Source organism: Caballeronia sp. LZ028, from assembly GCF_031451415.1.
Lineage (GTDB): Bacteria > Pseudomonadota > Gammaproteobacteria > Burkholderiales > Burkholderiaceae > Caballeronia > Caballeronia zhejiangensis.
This window is the reverse complement of record NZ_JARUXN010000003.1, coordinates 141974-163606: the sequence shown is the minus strand read 5'-3', so window position 1 is coordinate 163606 and position 21633 is coordinate 141974. Positions and strand designations below refer to the sequence as shown.

The 21633-nt window shown below is 62.1% G+C and carries 17 protein-coding genes and 1 pseudogene; 2 read left to right on the top strand and 16 right to left on the bottom strand.

The features are described from left to right. Positions 1-4: 4 nt before the first annotated feature. From QCE58_RS18325 to QCE58_RS18270, 13 genes and pseudogenes are all read right to left on the bottom strand, one after another. The gene (locus QCE58_RS18325) at positions 5-2347 is read right to left on the bottom strand and encodes an EAL domain-containing protein (protein WP_309780007.1); all 2343 of its coding nucleotides are present in this window, start codon (positions 2345-2347) and stop codon (positions 5-7) included. A 13-nt stretch (positions 2348-2360) separates the two neighbouring features. After that, positions 2361-2957, bottom strand: coding sequence for a methylamine utilization protein (locus QCE58_RS18320; protein ID WP_250522172.1), 597 nt, complete (start codon positions 2955-2957; stop codon positions 2361-2363). Beyond that, complete coding sequence (locus QCE58_RS18315) at positions 2954-3373, bottom strand: group 1 truncated hemoglobin (protein ID WP_250522171.1); 420 nt, start codon at positions 3371-3373, stop codon at positions 2954-2956. Before QCE58_RS18315 ends, QCE58_RS18320 begins: the two co-directional genes overlap by 4 nt. A 2-nt stretch (positions 3374-3375) precedes the next feature. Continuing rightward, entirely contained in the window at positions 3376-4278 is a 903-nt protein-coding gene (locus QCE58_RS18310) for a DUF3034 family protein (protein ID WP_250522170.1), read from the bottom strand. Positions 4279-4493: 215 nt separating this feature from the next. Next, positions 4494-7709 (bottom strand): hybrid sensor histidine kinase/response regulator, encoded by a 3216-nt coding sequence (locus QCE58_RS18305; RefSeq protein WP_250522169.1) that lies wholly within the window; start codon positions 7707-7709, stop codon positions 4494-4496. A 50-nt stretch (positions 7710-7759) separates the two neighbouring features. Then, positions 7760-8425: a response regulator transcription factor gene (locus tag QCE58_RS18300; protein ID WP_033535857.1), complete on the bottom strand. Its 666-nt coding sequence runs from the start codon at positions 8423-8425 to the stop codon at positions 7760-7762. 141 nt (positions 8426-8566) lie between these two features. Then, positions 8567-9001, bottom strand: a complete 435-nt coding sequence (locus QCE58_RS18295; protein WP_175982002.1) for a hypothetical protein — start codon at positions 8999-9001, stop codon at positions 8567-8569. A 392-nt stretch (positions 9002-9393) separates the two neighbouring features. Then, the gene (locus QCE58_RS18290; protein WP_309780005.1) at positions 9394-11100 is read right to left on the bottom strand and encodes a methyltransferase domain-containing protein; all 1707 of its coding nucleotides are present in this window, start codon (positions 11098-11100) and stop codon (positions 9394-9396) included. A gap of 58 nt (positions 11101-11158) precedes the next feature. Then, the gene (locus QCE58_RS18285; RefSeq protein WP_250522167.1) at positions 11159-13015 is read right to left on the bottom strand and encodes a peptide transporter; all 1857 of its coding nucleotides are present in this window, start codon (positions 13013-13015) and stop codon (positions 11159-11161) included. A 69-nt stretch (positions 13016-13084) separates the two neighbouring features. Next, positions 13085-15022 (bottom strand): filamentous hemagglutinin N-terminal domain-containing protein, encoded by a 1938-nt coding sequence (locus QCE58_RS18280; RefSeq protein WP_250522166.1) that lies wholly within the window; start codon positions 15020-15022, stop codon positions 13085-13087. 30 nt (positions 15023-15052) lie between these two features. Continuing rightward, positions 15053-15160, bottom strand: a pseudogene (locus tag QCE58_RS34120) (ESPR-type extended signal peptide-containing protein); the annotation flags it as partial. Between the two features lie 457 nt (positions 15161-15617). Continuing rightward, positions 15618-16307 carry a response regulator transcription factor gene (locus QCE58_RS18275; RefSeq protein ID WP_250458050.1) on the bottom strand — a complete coding sequence of 230 codons (690 nt, stop codon included), beginning with the start codon at positions 16305-16307 and terminating at the stop codon, positions 15618-15620. Positions 16308-16312: 5 nt separating this feature from the next. Beyond that, entirely contained in the window at positions 16313-16999 is a 687-nt protein-coding gene (locus QCE58_RS18270; RefSeq protein ID WP_008347376.1) for a response regulator transcription factor, read from the bottom strand. A gap of 435 nt (positions 17000-17434) precedes the next feature. Between QCE58_RS18270 and QCE58_RS18265 the strand changes: the two genes are divergently transcribed. Then, on the top strand, positions 17435-17623 hold the full coding sequence (locus QCE58_RS18265) for a hypothetical protein (protein WP_008347374.1): 189 nt from the start codon (positions 17435-17437) through the stop codon (positions 17621-17623). Here the strand turns inward: QCE58_RS18265 and QCE58_RS18260 are convergent. Genes QCE58_RS18260 through QCE58_RS18250 form a run of 3 tightly spaced genes read right to left on the bottom strand, consistent with a single transcriptional unit; the run spans position 17620 to position 20212 of the window. Continuing rightward, on the bottom strand, positions 17620-18273 hold the full coding sequence (locus QCE58_RS18260; protein WP_008347372.1) for a response regulator transcription factor: 654 nt from the start codon (positions 18271-18273) through the stop codon (positions 17620-17622). The two genes, QCE58_RS18265 and QCE58_RS18260, sit on opposite strands and share 4 nt — an antisense overlap. Continuing rightward, on the bottom strand, positions 18263-19771 hold the full coding sequence (locus QCE58_RS18255) for a sensor histidine kinase (protein ID WP_008347370.1): 1509 nt from the start codon (positions 19769-19771) through the stop codon (positions 18263-18265). The genes QCE58_RS18260 and QCE58_RS18255 overlap by 11 nt, the downstream gene beginning before the upstream one ends. A gap of 60 nt (positions 19772-19831) precedes the next feature. Then, positions 19832-20212 carry a response regulator transcription factor gene (locus QCE58_RS18250; RefSeq protein ID WP_033535859.1) on the bottom strand — a complete coding sequence of 127 codons (381 nt, stop codon included), beginning with the start codon at positions 20210-20212 and terminating at the stop codon, positions 19832-19834. A gap of 202 nt (positions 20213-20414) precedes the next feature. Here QCE58_RS18250 and QCE58_RS18245 point away from each other — a divergent pair, with 202 nt between their 5' ends. Continuing rightward, positions 20415-21632, top strand: coding sequence for an MFS transporter (locus QCE58_RS18245; RefSeq protein WP_034472203.1), 1218 nt, complete (start codon positions 20415-20417; stop codon positions 21630-21632). Position 21633: the final 1 nt, after the last annotated feature.

The window sequence follows — 21633 nt, the reverse complement described above, 5'->3', positions numbered from 1 at the left end:
GAGCCTACGCCTCTTCCGGCCCGGCGATGAGCGCTTGCTCGTTCGACGCGCGCCACGCGTCGAGCCACGCTTCGAGCTTCGCGGGGGGCAGCGGCCGGCTCAGGTGATAGCCCTGCGCCAGATCGCAGCGCAGCGCCTTCAGCCGCTCCAGCATCTCTTCGGTTTCGACGCCTTCCGCGACGACCTTCAGTCCCATGTTGTGCCCGAGATCGATTGTCGAGCGCACGATGGTTTCATCGTCCTTGTGCTGGAACATGCCCATCACGAACGATTTGTCGATCTTCAGCTCATCCACGGGCATGCGCTTCAGATACGACAGCGACGAATACCCAGTGCCGAAATCGTCGATGGACAGGCGAATGCCGAGCGCGTGCAGCCGGTCGAGCGTCTCGATCGCGTGATTCGGGTCGTCCATGATCGCGCTCTCGGTGATCTCGATCCAGATCGATTCCGGCGCGACGCCGTGCTTGTCGAGCAGTCCCTGGAAGATTTCGGGCAGCGTCGACTGGATCAGCTCGCGCGCCGACACGTTCACCGACACGGCCAGCTCGATGCCCTGCCTGCGCCACGCGGCGCATTGCGCGATGGCCTTGTCGGCGACCCAGCGCGAAATCGTCTTGATGTAGCCGGTCTGCTCCGCGAACGGGATGAACTGGTCGGGCGAGACGAAGCCGCGCGTCGGATGATCCCAGCGCACGAGCGCCTCGACATATTTCACGCGATGCGTCGCGAGATCGACCTTCGGCTGATAGTAGAGCGTCAATTGATCGTGCTCGACGGCCTGCCGCAGCTCGCTCATCAGCGAAAGACGCTCGGCGTTGTTCTGGTCGTGACGTTCGTCGTAGAGCGCGTAGCCGAGATTCGAGCGCTTCGCCACGTACATCGCGATATCGGCGCGGCGCAGCAGCACGTTCATGTCCGTGCCGTTCTGCGGAAACGTGACGATGCCGATGCTCGCGCCCACATCGACGAGTTGCCCTTCGATCGTGATCGGCTCTTCGAGCGCGTTCAGCATGCGCGTGGCGAGAAGACGCGCGGACGCCAGATCGTCGGTCGGCAGAAGGACGGCGAATTCGTCGCCGCCCAGACGCGCGACCGTATCGGTCTTGCGATGCAGCGCCGCGCGCAGGCGCTTCGCCACTTCGCACAGCAGCATGTCGCCGATCGGATGCCCGAGCGTGTCGTTCACGTACTTGAAGCGGTCGAGGTCCATCATCATCACCGCGAGCGGGCGCTTGCTCCGCGTCGCCGCGCCGATCGCCTGCTGCAGGCGGTCGTTGAAGAGCGCGCGATTCGGCAGGCCGGTGAGCCGATCCATGTACGCGAGCTCGGTGATGCGTTTCTCGCGCTCCGAGATGCCGTCGCGCATCTGATTGAACGCGCGCGCCAGCTCGCCGATTTCGTCATTCTGGCGAATCTCGATGGGCGCGGCGTAATCGCCCTGCCCGATGCGCTTCGAAAACTGCGTGAGCGCCGCGATCGGCCGCGTGACCGAGCGCGCCATCAGCACGCTGCCGACGCTCGACACGAGCACGCCGAGCAGCGTAATGAGCAGCAGCGTCGTCTGCAGGCGCTTGAACGGCGCGAGCGCCTCGTTGAGCGAGCGTTCGAGCAGCACGGCGACCGTGCGCCCTTCGGAGTGCAGCCGCATGACGCGCGTCGCGTAGCCGTTCGCGGCGAGTTGCGCCTGATCCGTCAGCGCGTCGCGTGCGTCGTGGGGGAGCGAGCTTGCGAGCACGCCCCATTTGCCGTCGTCGCCGACGGTGAGAAACGACACGTCGAGCGACGTAAGCGAGCTCAGATCGCGTGCGAGCGCATCGTCGACCGCGAAGCCCATCACGACCCACGCGATCGCGATGGGCGCTTTCACCGGCACCGCGACGAGCTGATACGCGCGCGGCCCGATCATGCCGAACGACGACGCATCGCCCTTCGTCGCGACGGTCCTGATGAGCTTCGGGAACGGAAACGCCATGCCTTCGCGCCCGACGCCGCCGCTATCGGCGATCAGCTTGCCGTCGAGATCGACGAGCATCACGACGTCCGCATGAACGCGGTCGCCGTGATTGCGCAGCGCGGACGCGACCGTCTTGCTGTCGTGCGTCGCGACCGCTTCGCGAAAGCCGAAGTCGAGCGCGACCACGCTCGCCGCCTGCGTCAACTGTTCGCTATTGCCGCGCAAAATCTGCGCGAATACGCGCTCGGCCACCGACAGTTGCTCTTCGGCGTTGCGATGCGCGTTCTTCAGAATCACCGAGTTGATGACGAGAAACGCCGCCGCCTGCGCGACGAGCATCAGCACGACGAAGACGAGCGCGATTCGCGCGCGCAGGCTGTGAAAGAGCATCGTGACGGGCGTCCTATTCGGCGGGGCGCAGTTGCAGCACGAATTTCGCCGCGCCGTCCGCGTTGACCTTCTGCGTCGGCTGCGCGTTCGGATCGCTCTGGCGGAAATGCCACGCGATCACCTTGTACGCATCGGCGGGCAGATTGTCGATGGTCGCGGCGCCGTGCGCGTCGGTCTTCGCGAACCACGGCGTATCGACGATCAGCAGATACGCGACCATCGAATCGTGGATGTTGCAGCCCATCACGACGAGGCCGGGCTTGTCGAACACGACCGGATTCGCGGGAATGCCGTGATACAGATTCAGCTCGAAGCGCTTGGGCGGCGAGAACGAATAGACGTCGTGCTCGATGTTGTCCTTGTTCGGGAACGCCACCGACGCGCCCGTCTGCACGACGGAGACCATCGGCACGAAGCGCCGCTTGATCTGATCGATGACCGCGCTGGTGGGCTTCGTCGCGGGCGGCTTGCCGTTGACGGGCAGCGCATAGACGATGGCGTCGGGCACGGGCGCGCCGGCCTGATCGACCACTTGCACGCGCACGCTCCCGGCGTGGGCGATCGTCGCGCCGAACGCCAGCAGCGTGATGAAAAATTTGAGCATGTTCATTCGCGGTCTTGCACGTCGCGGTACATCGGCGCGAGCTTCGCCAGGAGTTTGTTTTGCGCGTGGAACGGCACGCCGTTCTTGTCCATCGCGGCCTGCAAGTCTTCGACGAGCGCGTTGAACGCGGCCCGGTCGATGTTCTGTCCTTCGTGCGTGCGGCGCATCGGGCGGCCGGTGTAGACGCACGGGCCGTCGAGCAGCACGCAGATCTGCTCGACGAGCTTCTGCTTGATGCGCTTGACGGGCGCGTTGTCGAAATACGGCGCGGTGCGCGGATCGGCGAGCACGTTGTCGTACATGTCGTCGACGATCTTCGTCAGCCCTGCTCGCTCGCCGAACTGTTCGTAGAGCGCGTCGTCGGCGTGCGCGTTCGCGCAGGCGAGCGCGAGAGCCAGCATTGCGGCGTGGCGGATTTTCATCGTCAGAACCCCGCCTGCATCGAAACGTAGAGGCCGCGCTGATTCTTCACCGTCGCGATGTCGCCGAGCGCGACATACGCCGCCGTCAGCGAGACGTGCTTGTTCGGCGCCCACGCGACGAACGCGTCGTACGCGTCCTGCTCGCGCGCGAACGAGAGATTGTTCGGCTTCATCCGATATTCCCCGCCGATCGCGACGTTCTTCGTCAGCAGATACGCCACCGACGACTCGAATTCCGGGTGATACGCGTTCGACTTGTCGCCGCCGAACCCGAGCAGGCCGAACTGGTTCGCCTTCGTGAAGCGCAGCGTGCCGTTCAAGAGGAGGCTTTGCGCGAGCAGCAGCTTCGTCGCGGACAGATAGAAATCGGTGCCGGAATTGCTCGCCGCGCCGACCGCTTTCACGATATCGCCCTGTTCGTTGTGCTTGAACTGCAGCCCCGCGGCGATTTGCGGTATCCACGTGTCCTGATCGAGCACCGCGTCGCCGAGCAGCCGCACCTTCACGCCGAAGATGTTCTGATTGAACTTGAAGTTCTCGCCGAGGCCGAGTTTCGCGCCGACATCGCGCGTATCGAAACTTTGACGCGCGAGCGACAGCTCGACGCGATTCGCGACGCCGACGGTCAGGCCCCACGTGCCGAGCGCGTAATCCTGCGTGCGGATGTAGGTGCCGTACGCGTTCGCGCCGAGTTGGCGCGCGGTGCCGTATCCGCCGATGACGGCCCACGGCGTGAGGCCGCCGCCCGCCGCGCCTTCGACTTCCGAGACGCCGCCCGTCAGCAGCAGCTTGCCGCCGGTGAGCGGCACGGCGGGCGGATCGTCGGCGAAAGCGGACGACGAGAACGAAACGAGCGACGCCACGGCCAGACTGGCGAGGCGCATCTTTGAGTAAATCTGACGCATGCGGGAGACATCGAGCGGTTGTCGGGGTTGCCGTCGCCGCCTCGGGGTGCCGCGCGACGCGTCGCGGCGAGCCAGGCGCTCTGGGAAGGTCACTCGCCAGGTAGGCGGCGCCTTTTCATATGCGTGTAAACGGCCGCTGACGGTCGAACTTGACGGCCGTTCGTCAGTTTTTGCGGGCCGAACGTTTGCAATCCGGGATGGGTCAGCGCGTCGGCCTAACCGTGGATCGTGTCGCGATGCAGGTCGCGCAGTTCGAGAAGGTCCGAGCGAATCAGCGAGACGTATGTCTCGACGTCCTCGACCCAGTTGCCCGCCTCTCTAAGCGTCGCGCGCAATTCCTCGCACTGATCGAAGAGCATGGACGGGCCGAGCACCGACAGCCCGCCCGACAGCTTGTGCGCCCAGCGGCGCAGCGCCGGCGCGTCGCGCTGCGAGCAGATCGCGTCGAGCGCGGCGATGTCTTCGCCGATCTGCTGGACGAAGGCGGCGACATACGGCGCCGGCACCGTCGGCAATCGTGGCGGCGACGCATCATCGGCCGATGCGTTTCCTTCATCGACGGCTAACGTGCGCAACACGTCAGCGAGCACGGAGAGCGCAACCGGCTTTGTCAGATAGTCGGTGAAACCGGCGTCGCGACCACGTTGAACATCGGTCGCGCTCGCACTCGCGCTCACCGCATAGACACGCATCGACGGATCGAGGGCACGCGCGGCCGCCAGGAGTTGCGCGCCGTTCATCTTCGGCATGTCCATGTCGGTCAGCACGAGGTCCACGCGGTTCTTGCGCAGCAGATCGAGCGCTTCCTCGCCGTCGGCTGCTTCGATCACGGATGCGCCGAGCGTCAGCAACTGGTCGCGCAACAAACCTCGGTTGAGGCGATTGTCCTCGGCGATCAGCACTGTCGCGCCGGGATTCGCCGAAGCGGGTTGCAGAGGCGCCGACCGAATGGGCGACGCGGAGATCGCGTGATGCCTCCCGTCTCTGACAATCTGCACCGCTTCCCGGAACTCCTTGGCCGCGAAGATGCTGACGGCTATTTCGCCGTTCTCTCTCGCCACCGGCACGAGCGGGCCGTCTTGCGTCACGCGGATGACGCGCGCGCGATCTGTCCATCGCGCATCGATCTCGTCATCCGAGATTTCGTCGGTCGCGATGAGATAGTCGCAACCCTCCACGTTCGCCGCCGCGCCCTCGTTCGTGATGTACGTGATCGAACTGCGCTCTGCATCGAAGAGTGCGTCGAACCACTCGCGATGCTCGTTCGCCCGATACAGGATGGCGGGCCGGCCGACGAGCAAGGCATCGACTTCGTCCGGCGACGACTCAGCCACTTGCAACGGCAGCGTGACGGTGATGCGCGTGCCGACGCCCTCCGTGCTTTCAAGCGCGATGCGCCCTTTCATCAGCCGGCACAGATGCTCGCAGATCGAGAGCCCGAGCCCGGTGCCGCGCGCTTGAGTCAGCCGGTGCGCGTCGCCCTGGACAAACGGCTGAAAGAGCATCTGACGCTGCGCTTCCGGAATGCCAATGCCCGAATCGGCCACACTCAGTGCGAGCGCGCCGTCGACCCAGCGCGCACGCACGACGACCTTGCCCGAATACGTGAACTTGAGCGCGTTGCCAAGGAGGTTGTTGAGTATCTGCGCGACGCGAATCGGATCGAGCCATAAGCGTGACGGGCACTCGCGGTCGATCACGACGAACAAACGCAAGCCCTGGCGATTCGCGATGGGCGAATGACCGACCATCACGCGCATGACGATGTCGCGTATCGACGCCGGCTCTTCGCTGAGACGCATTTCTCCGACGTCCATCTTCGAGAAATCGAGAACATCGTTGACGACCTGCAGCAGCGCGCCCGCCGACGCCTGCATCGCACCGACGCGGGCTTCCTGTTCCGCCGCCAGCGGGCCCCTGGCGACGAGTTCGAGATTGCCGACGAGCGACGACAGCGGCGTTCTGATCTCGTGGCTCATCGAAGCGAAGAAATTCAGCTTGGCCTTGGCGGCGGCGTCGCTGGTTTCCTTCGCTTCGCGCAGCAGGCGTTCGGCTTCGTGATGCTCCGTGATGTCGGCAATGGCGCAGAACAGCACATCGGTCTTGTTGACGACCGCCGACGTGTAGGAAATCTTCAGGTGACGCGACGACTGGTCCGCTTTCTCCAGCGTGCATTCGAATTGCCAGATCACGGCGGCGTCGCCTTTTGCGGGCAAGGTCATGCCGTGTTGATGGAAGGCCACACATAGCGCGGCGGGCAGATGCATCGCGCTGGCATCGAGGTCGAGCAGGTTACGCGCGACCTGATTCGCGGCAATGGCGCTGAAATCGCTACGCAGCGCAATGCACAAACCGACCGGCGTCACCTGCACCTGCAGATGATTTAGAATCTCGCCTTCCACCGCGCGGCAAGCCTGCTCATAGGTACGCGTCAGGAAGCGGTAGTTCCAGTATCGGTATAACGCCACGAGCATAGTTGAGAGCGCCGCTTCCACCAGAACGATAACCGACACTTCCGTACGCTTGACAGCGAGATTGGTCGCCGTCGGCAAGGAAACGACGATGTGGCCGACGCCGAGCGCAAGCGGTTCCATTCGCGCGCCCCATCCGTGTCCCATGATCCAGTGGGATACGCCAGGCGGCCCCTTCTCGAGATGTTTGTCGACGAATCGCGCGTCTCCCGATGCATCGCCCGCCAGCACCGTGCCATCGTCGCTAAAGATCGTTATTTCCGAATTGAGGGCGGCGGGCCGGACCAATTTCAGCACACGCTCGACATCGACCTTCGTGAAGACAAACGCAACGGGTCGATCGTTCTTCTCGACCACCATGAACATAACGATCGTCGAACTCTCGAAACCCAGCAGGGCCGGTGCACGGAACCATAGAACGCTATGTTCTCGTGCGACGCTTACGGGATCGAGGCCGCGAGAACTCATGGTGGCCTTGGCGGTATCGACGAGTGAGCGCAATCGTTCGGTGCCGGGTCCCTCATCGGCGTCGCGCTTGGTGAAAAATTCAAAACCATACGACGCGCTTCCGTCGAACCGTGCGAATTGCAGGGAGAACGGCAAGCTCCCGTCGGGAATAGCACGCAGTGCCGCGCTGCAAATCCGGCTCATCGATGCGTCTTCGCTGTCCGAAGGTAAGGGCGCGCACGGCAGCGCGGCCCGAGGACCGTTGGGCGATGGATGGTAGTCCTGCGGGGTGACTTCGAGGAGTAGCTCGCCTGTCTTCAGCATGTTGTAACGACTGAAGATACCGATATTCACGCCGCGCATGACGGACTGGACGTCGGCAAGCTCGGTCCTGAGCGTACTATTGACCAGAAAAACGATGGCCGCGAAAGCGGCACACATCGAAGAGAAAATCAGCAAGCCGATGGCGACCGCGAAAATGCGTCGCTCGCGTTTGAGATTGTCCTCGAGCATTCGCAGCATCTGCAGAGGAGAATCTCGCGATGCGGCGAAAACATGCTCCATCAGGCTAGTCCTGCTCTGGCCGCGTATTTGACGAGATCGACGTGGTTCTCCACATGCAGCTTGCGCATGGCCGATCGCTTCTGCGTGGCGACGGTCGGCACGGATCGGTTCAGCGTGCGCGCGATTTCAGTCACCGAAAGGCCCTGTGCGAAGAGGCGCACCACTTCCAGTTCGCGGGGCGAAAGCGGCTGCTCGCGCGCGAGGTCCTGCAGGGTCGATCCATCGCGCGCCAGACGGTGTTGAATCTTAGGCGAAATGATCGTCTCTTTCGTGCTCAATGCACGAAGCGTGACCTGGCTGAGCTCGCTGGCGGGCTCCTCCTTGCTCATGATCGCAGCGACGCCCAGCTTGCACAATTCGTGGTAGATGCCACCGCTCGTCATCATGGTCAGCACAATGACGGGTATGTTCGGAAAGGACCGCTTGAGCTTGCTGATCAGCCGCAAGCCGTCTATGTCCGTCTCGTCTTCTCCCTGCATCACGAGATCGGTGATGATAAGGTCGACGGGCTCCTTTTCGAGTACGCGAAGCAACTCGGCGCCGGAATGAGCCATGGCGGCGATCGTAAAACCCGGAATTTTCGAGAATTGGTCGGCTACAGCCAACAGCACGATCGGATGATCGTCCGCCAAAACCATCCGAATCTTGTCCCCTCGTGCGTTCATATAACAACCGTTTTTTGAGTTGCCGCTCTTCGAGTCCAAACCCGAAACGTACGGCTCATTTATTGATGTAAAAGCAACTCACGAATGTCGGGCGGGCCTGAGCTATCCCGCAAAGGAAGCCTATCGGATTTTAGGACGTGCTCAATCCGGGAGAAACATCGGCGGTGTCAGAAGTGCGTTTCGCCCGGCGAAACGAATCTTCCCGGCGACACCGGCTTCACGTCCCGCACGCACTTTGTCTGCAGCGCGGACGTTTGTGCATCCTGACCCGCGCTGCTCATGCTCATTGCTTCCACGAAGCGAACTCGCGAGTTGGTCGAGCGGAATCGATGTCACCGGCGGCCTGGCCTCACGTTCGTACTTACGGCTTTCGGATAGCAGCATGCAAGCAAAGATGATCATCGAAAGGCTGAATACCAAAGCAATCGGCACGATCAAATTCCAACTCGATACCCCTAGCGCTGCCAGAAGCAGGAACGACAAGCCGAAATAAACCGACGTGAGAATCGACGACGCGCGCCCGGCCATTGCGCAGTAATGCCGAAATTTTCGGCTCAGAAATTCGAGAATTGACATGGCGATATTCAGTGCAAAGGGCACGACGGTCGACCCCGGCTCATACAGGATCCGAAGGAAGACAGTGCTTACTCAGGCCAGCACGCAGGCAGAGCGAGTGCCCATCGCTCGTGACTTGCGCCCTGCCACAACGATGGTCGAATTTAGCCGACGGGCTCTCCGCTCGATATAGAAAAATATCGAAAGCCCGATATGGTCAAAATATCCGCACGATTCATCCGGGAATGGTCTTGCTTCGATCTGCGAACTTATGTAGGGAGATCGTTTTTTTCGTCATCTCCGAAGACGAAAACACCGAAGCGCGAGAGGGTCTATCGCGGAGTCTTCGGTGATTGGGCACAGCATGCAAGACATCCCGCAGACTCGCGTCTTGAGGATGTCTTATGAATTTCTCAGACGCACGTGGTATCGGCCCTTAGCATCTTCAGATGCCCGGCGATGCGCGCGACCACTTCCGACCAGTCGCAACCGTGACGCTTGCGGAAGAGACGCATCGTCGGATACCAGGGACTGTCCTCGCGGGTGTAGTGCCAGCGCCAGTCGCCGTAGAACGGCAGCATCATCCACACGCGCTTGCCCATCGCACCGGCGACGTGCGCCACCGACGTATCCACCGTGAGCACGACGTCGAGTGACTCGATGGCTTTCGCCGTCTCCGCCATCGTCGTGACTTGCGCGCCTACATCGTGGAAGTTCGCGTGCTTCTGCGCGTAGTCGGCGGCTTCGTCGGCTCCGGCGCCCTTCTGCAGGCTGAAGAACTCGATGTCCGGAATCCTGAGCAGATCGTCGAGCACGGCAAGCGAGGGCAAGGAGCGCGCGCGATCGTTCTCATGCGTGGGATTGCCCTTGAACACCAATCCCACTTTCAGCTTGTTCGGCGCGACGATCGGCAGCTTCGAAGGCACAGCGGACGGCGCACGAAGATACGGCACTGCTTTTGGCAACGCTTCGAGATCGAGCGTCAAATGAGCCGGAATCGCGTGCGGATACACCCAGTAATCGATGTCCGGAAGATTCGCGGCCGATTCGGTGCTCACGACTTCGTCCGCCTCGCCCGACGCCTCGTAAAGCTCGACGAGCGGCGGCTGACACATGACGATGACGCGTTTTGCCCCGCACTGCTCGCGGAAGAATCTCGCGAAACGCAGGAAGAAGATTTCGTCACCGAGGCCGAACTCGCTCCAGATCGCAATCGCTTTCCCCTCAAGCGACTGGCCGCTCCACTCCGTTACATGACGCGGCGGCTCGACGGTCGTGCGGCGCTTCCAGCCGAAGCGTGCCATCAATTCCTCGCGCATGCGAAAGCCCTTCTGCAGCCGTCCGCGTGCGATCTCGTGCAGCACGTGATAAAGGCGCGGGTGATGTTCCCCAGGCAGGCGCTTCACGCATTCCTCCCACATCGAGTCGACTTCTTCCAATGCGTCCCAGCGCAGCAGTTCCAGCAACACGTATCGATAAAGGTCGAAGTGATACGGATACGTGCGCAGCGCTTCCCTGCAAGCAGCGACACCTTCGTGCACGCTGCGCGCACGCGACGCGGCTTGCGCCAGTTCACGCGGCGACGCCACAGCGCGCTTGCGCAACACGATCTCGATCGCGCATTCCGCAAGACCCTTCGCGGTCTGGTCCTCATTCGCGTCGCGCTCGTCGTAGCCGTTGCGCACGAGCGTGACTCGCTCACAGTGCGCGACCGGCGACATCGTCTGAATCAGTTCCAGCACGTTGACGGAACGCGGCAAGCGCTTGTCTGATTTGTGGACCGTGAAGCTCCACTTATGGCGGCGATTGAAACGGCTCGGCCATGTGCCCTTACCGTAGAGATCCTCGTCCGGCACGGTCACGACCGCATGGCCGCCCGGCTTCAGCAGCTCCAGCCAGCGCGACAACGCCTTATGAGGATTATCGAGCTCGGCGAGACTATGGCTGGAATGCAGGAAGTCCAGTGTCGACTCTTTCACGCCCTCCATCTTCGTGAGATCGCCCTGCGACGAAGGATAAGACGCGGCGTTGCGCATCTTCGGGAACATGGCGACGTGAGCGGAAAGCGGATCGTCCGCAGGTCCGATGTCGATGCCCTCACCGACGAAATAGTGGTTCACGAAGGCCGGATCATGCGAACGGCGCAGGCTTGCTTTACTGGTCTCTTTCATCATTGCCTCACAGTGCTTCTGCTACGACTTGCGTATCCGCCTTCTCCTTCAGCAAAGCACGGATGCGCTCACCGAGAATCTCCGGACGGCCTTTGAAAATGAGCTTCTCCACTGCCTTGCGGCCCGCGAACTTGCGCGCGAGCTGGTTGCGCTCTTTCGAATCGTCGATGAGACGCAACGCCGCCGCCTTGTACTCTTCGGTCGTCTTCGTGATCATCCACTGCGGGAAGCCGAGACGACGGAACATACCTTCATCGATATGCTCATGCACTTCCCGGCCGGTCTTGCATACGCCGACGAGACCCGCCCACACCGTATCGACGATGCCGTTCGTGTTGCCGAACGGGAACGGATTGAGGAACATGTCGCAATCCGCGATGACCTTCATGTAGTTCGCATAGCTCTGATGCTTGTGGACGACGCCCTTGTCGCCCATCAGGCGGCGTACCAGATTGCGCACTTGCGGGAACGTGATGCCCGTCGCCTGGCCCACCAGAAAATGGAACTCAACAGGCACCGATGCTTCATTCGCGATATCCGCGCATGTCTGCAGGAAACCGGGGTTGAGCTTGATCGTCGTGGCCGCGACCGCGATCTTCACCGGGTCCGACTTGGCGCGCTTGCGCGGCTCGAGCTCGACTTCGAGCATCGCGGCGGGCGGACGATACGGCATGCCGTCCTGCGGCAGCTTCAGGAGCTTCTCGCTGAAGCACGCTTCGTCGCCGACGTAGTCTTCTTCCACGACGACGTAATCCATCGCATGACCATGCGTCGTGGCCGGATGACCGAGCGCCATCAACTGCAGCGGCGCGACGCGCAGGCATGCGAGTCCCATCGTGATCGGGAACATGCCGACGCTCGGCATGTACATCGCCTGCGCCTCGCGCGCTTCGCTCACGTCGCGAACCTGGCGCATGTTTTGCCACAAGTCGCCCTGCAACGGGATGAACTCGTGGAACACTTCGCGGCCCGCTTCATCCACACGCCCGTCATAACCCATGCCGATGATGTGGAACTTGTCGCGCATCGCGACGATGGTCTGCGAATGCGTGCGATAGATCGAATGATTCTTCGAGAACCATTCGAGCACGACCAGCAACACCGGCTTTTGTCCTTCTGCAGCGGGCCGCGCCTGGCGCTCGACATCATGAATGCCGAGGCTCGCGAGCTTGCGGCGGATCAGCGTGTTGATCGGCTTCTTGATGTCGTGCTTGCCCGGCAGGTCCGCGTAACTGCAATGCATGTACATGTCGTGCAGCACGCCCATCGGCAGGGCATCCACGCTTTCGATCTGATCGAGCCGCTCCGGCAGCCAGCGCAGAATCAGCTCGCGCTTCTGATGCGCCGCCGGCGTGCCCAGAAAGCGCGACGACAGGATGGTCGTGGCAAGGCCGGCAGCGGCGACCTTGTCATGCTTCCACAGCGCGTCCCAGTCGAGCCGCACTTCGGATTCGGGCGTGTAAAACAGCCGGAACTTGTCGATGTCCGACTTGCGCAGTTCCACGGAATAGCGTGCATCTTCGTTGACGCCCAACGAACGCAGAATGTGATCGGCATTGCGGAACGAACTCGCCGCGAACAGTCCCGCGATCCAGCGCTGATAAACCAGCGTCCTCGCAATGCCTTCTTCCGAGAAGCGAAAGGCCGGGTCGCTCAGAAGCGAAGTGATCGCGGACGTGATGCGCGTGAGCAAGTGCTCGTCCAAGATGTCCTGCGCCTCGCCGGATTGCGACCAGCTGTCGACGTCCATCAGCACGCCGTAGTTGGCGTCGATGAGCGCAAGCAGCTTGAGAAGCTCGCGGCCCGCAGCACCGTGATCACGGCGATAGCAAAGATATTCGAACTTGTTGATGCTGAATTGCATGATGTCTTCCTTCATCCTGATAGGGTGCGATGCGTTTGCCGAAGCAGCGACGACGCGCGGAAATGAACGTTAGTGATTCCAGGAAACCGAGAGCCAGACCTGCGCCGGCTTCTTGCCGGGATCGACCCACGAGGTCTGCGAAAATCCATAAGCCTTGGAGACCGCGACCGACGCGGTCGCGCCCCACGGCGTCAGCCAGTCGACGCTCACGCCGTAGCCTGCGAGCGTGCGTGTGTTCTGCACGCCCGGCACGTTCACGTAGCTTTGCTCCCAGTTCGTCCACGGCGAGTGATTCACGCGGCCATACGCAAGATCGGAGAAGACGCCGAACTGAAGCTGATGTCCCGCGGCGACCGGCAGCGAACCACCACCTACGTTTGTGATATTGCCCGCGAGATACACCGCATTGGCGCCCGCCAGACCGTTGCCATTCACGGTATTGCCAGAGGCGCTGAGCGTGCCGCCATTCAGATTCGTATTCGCACCCTGAACCGTCACCGAACCATTGTGGTTCCCGCTCATATCAGCGGTCAGGTTCAGATTCAGCTTGTTCGCCGTGGACGTGATATTGCCGTTGAGCTGAATGCTGCCATTGGCCAGCATCGTCAGCGTCGCGTCCGTGCCGCTCGTCTTGACGATATCCGCGCCCGCCTGCTGCACGATGTTGCCCGTGGCCGTGCCCGAGCTCGCCGTCGTGATCGTCACGTTCGTGCCGCCGCTCAACACATTGCTGATCGACTGGTTGTTCACCGTCGCCGCGTTGCCGCTCGGCGTGAAGCCGCTCATGCCGCCCGTGTAGTTCGCATCCGGGTTCGTGCTGATGGTCACGTCCGTCGGATCGATCAGCCACTCGCCACCCTTGCCGTTCGGCGCCGCCGCGCTCAGGTTGCCCTGCACGCTCAGGCTATGGCCCGACGTCTCGATGAAACCGCCATCGCCATGCGCCGCGTCCGCCTTGATCGTCGCGCCGCTATCGACTTGCGTGAAGTCCGCGAACTGCACGCCGTCTTGCAACATGCCTTGTGCTTGCGTGCCCGAGAGCTTGCTCAGGCTGTCACCACCGATGATGACCTTGCCGCCCGACTTGTCGCCGCTCGCGTCGATGCTCGCGTTGCCGAACACGCCCACGCGGTTGCCCGAGAGCACCACCGTGCCGCCCTGACCGCCCGCGCTCATGTTCGATGCATCGATCTTGCCCGACACCGTCACGTCGCCCGTGTTGCCCGCATCGGCCACCACCGTGCCCGCCTTCACCACGCCAGACATGTTCACCACGCTGTTCAAGAGCGTGTTGCTGCCGCGCGCGGTCAGCAGGACCGAACCGTTGTCCGCCTTGATCGTGCCGCTGTTCTCGACGAGCGCGTTGGCCGTCGCGTTGTTCAGCGTCAACTGGATGCCCTGGCCGTTGGCGAGCGCAACCGTCGCGCTGTCGCCCGCGGCGAGCGCGACCTGACCGTTCTTGCCCGCATCGATGGAGCCGGTGTTGCGCACCTGATCGCCCATCAGCGTGACATAGCCTTGCGCGTTGATCGTGCCGTCGTTGACCACGCTCGCGTTCTTGCCCGTGCTCGACAGCTTCAGCGGACCGCCCGACATGAACTGGTTCGCGTCGATCGACTTGGTCGTCGCCAGCAGCGAACCGACGTTCACCACCGCGCCCTTGCCGAACAGCACGCCGTTGGCGTTCTGGATCAGCACCTGACCGTTGGCCAAGAGCGAACCTTGAATGTTGGAAGCGCCCGCGCCCGTCACGCGGTTCAGCGCCTGCGCTTGTGCGTTCGGCTGATTGAACTGGACCGTGTTGCCCTGGCCGACGTTGAACGAGTTCCAGTCGATCACGGCACGTTGCGTGCCCTGATTGATGGTCATCGTGTTGGAATTCTGCGAGATCGAAGCCTGACCTGCGGTGACTTGACCGCCGGTCGGCAGTGCCTGCGCGAAGCTCGTCGCAGGGGTCGATGCGAACATCGCGAGCGCGAAAGCCGTCATCGTTGCGATGACGCCCATTTTCGCGCTTTGAGGAGAAGAGGAGGAGGAGGCGTTGCCTTCGCCGGGCGCCTTGCCCTGGCTTGTTACGTCTTCCGCAACGGCGACCAGCATGCCATGACGCTTACTGAAAACACGACGAAACCGATTCTTGTTCATCCGAAAATAAACCTAGTAAATGAGATTTAGCCGTCCCGGATATCCGGTACGGCGCAACGTGTGACAGGAATTCGCTCAGCTCGACGCACGCGCAGTCGCGCACCTTTTTCACACTCAGGAACCGGTGCCAGAAAGCAGACCAACTCCACGGATCGAATGCTATTGATCGACGCCGCGTCGCCATATAGAAGAAATTCGAATGCCCTCACGGCTGCCCGAGCGGGTACCGTGGATCAAAGGCCCGGCGGGCCAAGCGTCGATGGAATTCAGAATGTTCCCCAATCGACAAAGCGTGAACTTCGAGACAGCCGGCAGTTAGCGGCGCGCGCACCTCGATGCGCGCCATCCAGCCCGGTACACCGATAAGGGATCGTGGGAGAAACGCGCCGTTTCTGTACGCGACGCCGAAACGCGTGCGCCCGGTCTGGATAGACCGGGCATCGGCACGCCGCCCGAATCAGGCTGCGTGGGAAAGGTCGCCCGGACCGAACCGGTCCAGCTTCAATCCAAGGTTCGATGCGAAGCGATGCAGCTCCGAAAGCCGGTCGAAGCCCAGCAAGCTGCGTACTTTGATACTCTGCGAGCTGATCGCGCTCTTGCGACGTTGCATCAAACTCGCTATCTCGCGGCCTGAAATGCCGCACAGCATGAGCCCGGCGATCTCCATCTGGCGCGCCGTCAGCATCCCGAAGCGCTGTAGCTCCGGATTACTCCGGTACTGATACAAAGCCGCGCGCGCGGTCGGCGACAGATATGACGCGCCGCGCTCGAGCTCGCGCACCGCAGTCAACACCTCGGACATCTCGTCGGATTTGCTCACGATCCCTGCCACACCGCGTTGCTCGAGCGATCCAACGAGAAACGGCTCATGAAATTCGGTATAGACAAGAATCCGCAGATCGGGAAATTCGCGCGAAACAATGGAAAGGAATCGCCATCCGTCTGGCGATCCTCTGCCCGGCATCGAATAGTCGGCGATCAAAATATCGCATTCGCGGTGTGCCAGTAAATCCATCAGATCGGAGACGTCGTGCGTCGTGCCGACCACATCGCAGCCGGCCTCATCCAATGCCTTGTGGAGACCAAATGCGACGAGTGGATGATCATCCGCGATAACGACCTTCAGCTTCTCGCGATTGCCAGTCATGACATTTACCCCCGGATCGCGTCGAATTCGACGCCGATTTGCGAACGCTCCAACGACAATCCGTGACTCGCCGCGAAGCGATACATCTCGGATTCCCGGGAAAACCCCAGTCGCTTGCAAGCCGCCGCACGCTGAGAGCTGATCGTATTCATTCGGCGATCGAGCAGGCGCGCCGTTTCGCATACAGAAAGACCACATAGCATCAAGCCCGCGATCTCCATTTGCCGACGCGTGAGCGCGGTGAAGCGGCTCAACTCCGGCGACACATTGAAGCGCTCTACTGCCGATTGCGCGACGGGAGACAAATAGCGCCCGCCAGCGAAGAGCGTATGGATCGCGACAAGCATTTCAGACATGTTTTCGCGCTTGCTGACCACGCCAGCGACGCCGCGTTGCGCGAGACTTCCCACGAGAAATGGATCGTCGAATTCGCTGAAAACGACGACGGGCAACTTCGGGTATTTGCTCGACAAGGCGGTCAGAAATTGCCAGCCGTCCAACGAGGAAGCATCCGGCATCGAATAATCGGCCACGACCACATCGCACGCTTCATTTTCAAGGACGTTCATCAAACCGTCGGCGCTGCTTTCCACGCCACGTACGTTGAATCCCGCTTCAAGTAATGCTTTATTGAGGCCGCACAGGACGATCGGATGATCGTCGACTATTGCGACTCGAATGTCTTTCGCCATCGTTTCATCTCCCCGAAATCTGCTTAGCTCAACCGTACTGAATATGGATAACGATCCGGATGAACAATATCGACCGGGATTTCGGCTCGATATAGAACGACTTTGAAACGAACCGGGAAGGACGAAACGTTCGACTTGCGTCATGAAAGCCGATGGTTTGCCGAGCAAGGCGCATCGCCGTATTGCGGATAGCGGACGTACATACGAAAAAAAGCCGCCGGGCTAACGCAACGGCGGCTGAACGGGGGCAGACTTAAAACTACGACGGGAGATTACGCGCGATCCGGGCGCCGATATATCGATCGATTTCGAAATGGCGAAGACCTGCCTTGCTTGCATCAAACGTTCGTATAAGCACGCCGAGCCGTTCGTAGAATGGCGCGCGCGCATGCGCTTCTCTAAGCTGACGTCATGGTCACGCATCGGGAGCGCATCATGGGCGATACATCGACACGCAGGCTGTTATCCGCTTGCGCCGCCGTTCTGGCGTTCGGAACGTGGTATTCGCTGAGCGCGCCGCACGACTGGAGCGCGCTCGATCGCGCCGGTTACGACACGCAGTTGCCGCTCGAACGCATCGCGTTGAGCGAAGAAACCGCGCCCTCGATGATGCAAGACCGCTAGGCGCGCGGCGGCGTCGATGCGCCTTGCGGCATCTTCACGCCGAGCGCTTCGGCTTTTAGCACCAGGTCGGCCAGCGAACGCGCGGCCATTTTCTTCATCGCCTGGCCGCGATGAATCTTCACCGTGATCTCGCTCAGATTCATCTCCGCTGCGATCTGCTTGTTCATCAGACCCGACACGACGAACGCCATCACCTCGCGCTCACGCGGCGTCAGCGACTCATACGCGCGCCGCAAGTCCGCGACCGAGCGGCTCGCCGCGCGCCGTTCTTCATCGGCTTCGAGCGCCTGCGCGACGGCATCGAGCATGTCCTGATCGCGGAACGGCTTCGCGAGAAAATCCTTCGCACCCGCTTTCATCGCTTTCACCGTCATCGCTATGTCGCCGTGCGCCGTCATGAAGACGATCGGCAAGCCGAGCTGGCTCGCGGCCATCTGCTCCTGCACGGCGAGACCGCTCTGCCCTTTCAGCCGAACGTCGAGGATCAAACAGCTCGGCACTTCGGGCATGTCGTGCGCAAGGAACTCGTGCGCGGACGCGAACGTCGTCACGTTCAGTCCGACCGAACGCAGCAGCATGCGCAGCGCATCGCGCATCGATTCGTCGTCGTCGACCACGTAGACCATCGCGGCGTGCTTGTCATTGCTCATCGTCTCTTCTCTCGTTTTCGGGCAGCACGAAAAGCAGACGCGCGCCGCCTTCATCGGGCGATTCCGCCCATATCCTGCCGCCGTGCGCCTCGATGATCGAACGGCAGATCGACAAGCCCATGCCCATGCCTTCGGCCTTCGTCGTGAAGAACGCATCGAACAGACGCCGCGCGTTCTCGTCGCTGATGCCCGTGCCCGAATCCTGCACGACGATCTGCGCGTAACCGGGATCGCTGTCGCTCTCGCGCGTCGCCACACGCAACACACGCGGCCCGTTCACGGCAGACATCGCCTGCGCCGCGTTCATCATCAGATTGATGAGCACCTGCTGCAACTGCACGCGGTCGCAACGCACCGTCGGCGACGGCGTCGCGAGATCGGCGCGCACATCCACGCGATGACGCGCGAGTTCGCGCCGCACGAGCTCGATCGTCTCGCCGACGATCTCGGTGACTTCGAGCGTCGCGGGCTGGCTGTCGCGCTTTCTCGCCATCGCGCGAATGCGTGCGATGACTTCGCTCGCGCGCTTGGCGTCGCGGACCATCTGCGCGATCGATTGCTGCGCCTCCGCGATATCCGGTTGCGCGCGATTGAGCCAGCGCAAGGCGGCGCCGCCGCTCGTGACGATCGCGGCCATCGGCTGCGTGACTTCGTGCGCGATCGACGCGGCCAGCTCGCCCAGCATCGTCACGCGCGTCACATGCGCGAGTTCGGCGGTCGAGCGCGCGAGCGCTTCCTGCGCGAGCTTGGTTTCGGTGACGTCCATCAGCGCGCCGACGTATTCGCCGCCGTCGTTTTCGCTCGATGCACGATGCGCCACGTAATGAACGTGCTTCACGGTTCCATCCGGCAGCAGCAGCCGATGCTCGACATCGATATCGCGCACGCTGGACAGCGCCGCTTCATGCGCGCCGCGCACGATCGCGATGTCGTCGGGATGCGAGCGCGCGAGAATTGCATCGATGGAAGGCGTCATGTCGCGCGGATAATCGAAGATGCGATACGCCTCGTCGGACCACCACATCGTGCCGGCGGGCAGACGCGTCGCGATGCTGCCGGTAAGCGAAAGCCGCTGCGCATCGAGCAGGAACGCTTCGCTGCGCTTCAATGCATCGCGCTGACGCTGCAACTCGGCTTCCATGCGCTTGCGCTGCATCGTCGTGGCCTGAATGCGCAGCGAGAGAACGGCGGTCGTGCCGATTGCGAGCAGGCTCACCGCGCAGCGTGCGAGCGCGCCGCCCGAGACGTTCTCGTCGTGCGAAAGAATGAAGCCGACGAGCGTGAGGATGACGCAGCCCCACGCGGTCGCGACCGTCGCGGTGCGATTGCCCGTCGATGCGATCAGCAGCACGACGACGACATACAGCACCGCGATGGCGATATCGAGCGGCGTGAGCGCGTCGATCAGAAACACGGCGAGCGCGATGGCCGCCGCGAGCATCGACACGATGCGCGTATCGTGACGCACCGCGCGCGGCGCGCTCTGGAATGTCTCCATCAATCAATCATCGGCGTTCGTTGGAAAGGTCCGGGCCCGCGCCAGATTACGCGAAGCATTCTAATCCTTCAAAAATCCTTGCCGAATGCGTTCGAGGCAATCGGCGACGGCGGTTCCATCGACGGGCTTGCTGAGAAAGCACACCGCGCCGCCGTCGAGCGCCTGACGGCGCGCGGCATCGGATGCGAACGCGGTGATGAACATGACCGGCACGTTCAGATTCAGCTCGTGCAGACGTTGCTGAAGTTGCAGGCCGGACATGCCGGGCATGTTGAGATCGGTGATGATGCACGCGAGGCCGTCGAGCGGATCTGCGTCGAGAAACGTCTCCGCCGACGCGTACAGGCTGACCTCCCAGCCGAGCGAGCGCAGCAGACTGGAAGAGGCGACGCGGACGGATTCGTCATCGTCGATCACGGAAACTCTGGAAGGCGATTGCAAGGGCGTTGTCCTGTTTCGGCGCGCAATGAACTGATCCACGCCTGATTGGAAGCCATCTTACGCACGCGCCTCGTGCCGCGAAATAACATGAAGGTATAGGTCCGAAGCGCACGCTTTCATCTGATGAAACGGCGTGAGCCCTTGCTGCGGGAAATGCGCCGACAACGTATAGTCCCGTTCTGCTCCCTCAGGGTCTGTTTACATGCCGGCTTCAGCTTCGACCACACGCGACGGCGGCAAGCACGTCGAACTCACGCGCGGCCTCATTGCGCTCTTCGCCTTCTGCTGCGGCGCGATCGTCGCGAATCTGTATTACGCGCAGCCGATCATCGAACTCATCGCGCCCGATCTGCACATGGCGGGCGGCACGGCGAGCCTGATCGTGTCGCTCACGCAGATCGGCTATGCGCTCGGACTGTTCTTCATCGTGCCGCTCGGCGATCTGCTCGAAAACCGCAAGTTGATGATCGCGACCGCGCTCGTTTCGATCGCGAGTCTCACGGCCGCCACGTTCACGCACACGCCCGGCTGGTTTCTCCTGATCTCGCTCGTGATCGGCTTTTCGTCGGTGGCGGTGCAGATTCTGATTCCGCTCGCCGCGCATCTCGCGCCGGACGAATCGCGCGGCAAAGTGGTCGGCACGATCATGAGCGGGTTGTTGCTCGGCATTCTGCTGTCGCGGCCGATATCGAGTCTCGTCGCGGGCCACTTCGGCTGGCGCGCGATGTTCGGCGCGGCCGCCGTGTTGATGATCGGCATCACGAGCGTGCTCGCGTTCACGATTCCGAGCCGCAAGCCAGATCATCAGGCGACGTATTTTCAGCTCATCGGCTCGCTCGGGCATCTCGTGCGAACGATGCCGGTGCTGCGTCATCGCTCGCTTTATCAAGGGCTGATGTTCGCATCGTTCAGTCTCTTCTGGACCGGCATTCCGATCGAACTGACGCGTCATTACGGGCTTTCGCAGACGGCCATCGGCATCTTCGCGCTGATCGGCGCGACCGGGGCGACATCCGCGCCGATCGCCGGGCGTCTCGCCGATGCGGGCCACACCGTGCGCGCGACCTTCATCGCGCTGATTCTCGCGGCGATCGCGTATCTTCCCGTGGTGATTCATCCCGCGTGGGGCGTGGGCGCGCTTGTCGTGACGGGCATCGTGCTCGATTTCGCCGTGCAGATGAACATGGTGCTCGGCCAGCGCGAAATCTACGCGCTACACGCCGCGAGCCGCAACCGGCTGAACGCCGTTTACATGACGAGCATTTTCATAGGCGGCGCATTCGGCTCGGCGTTCGCGAGCCAGCTTTACGAGCACGGCGGCTGGACGCTCGTCGCGAGCGTCGCGACGTGCTTTCCGCTCATCGCGCTCGCGCACTTTCTGCTGATCGGGCGGCATCACGCGGCTTCGGCCAGTGCTTGAT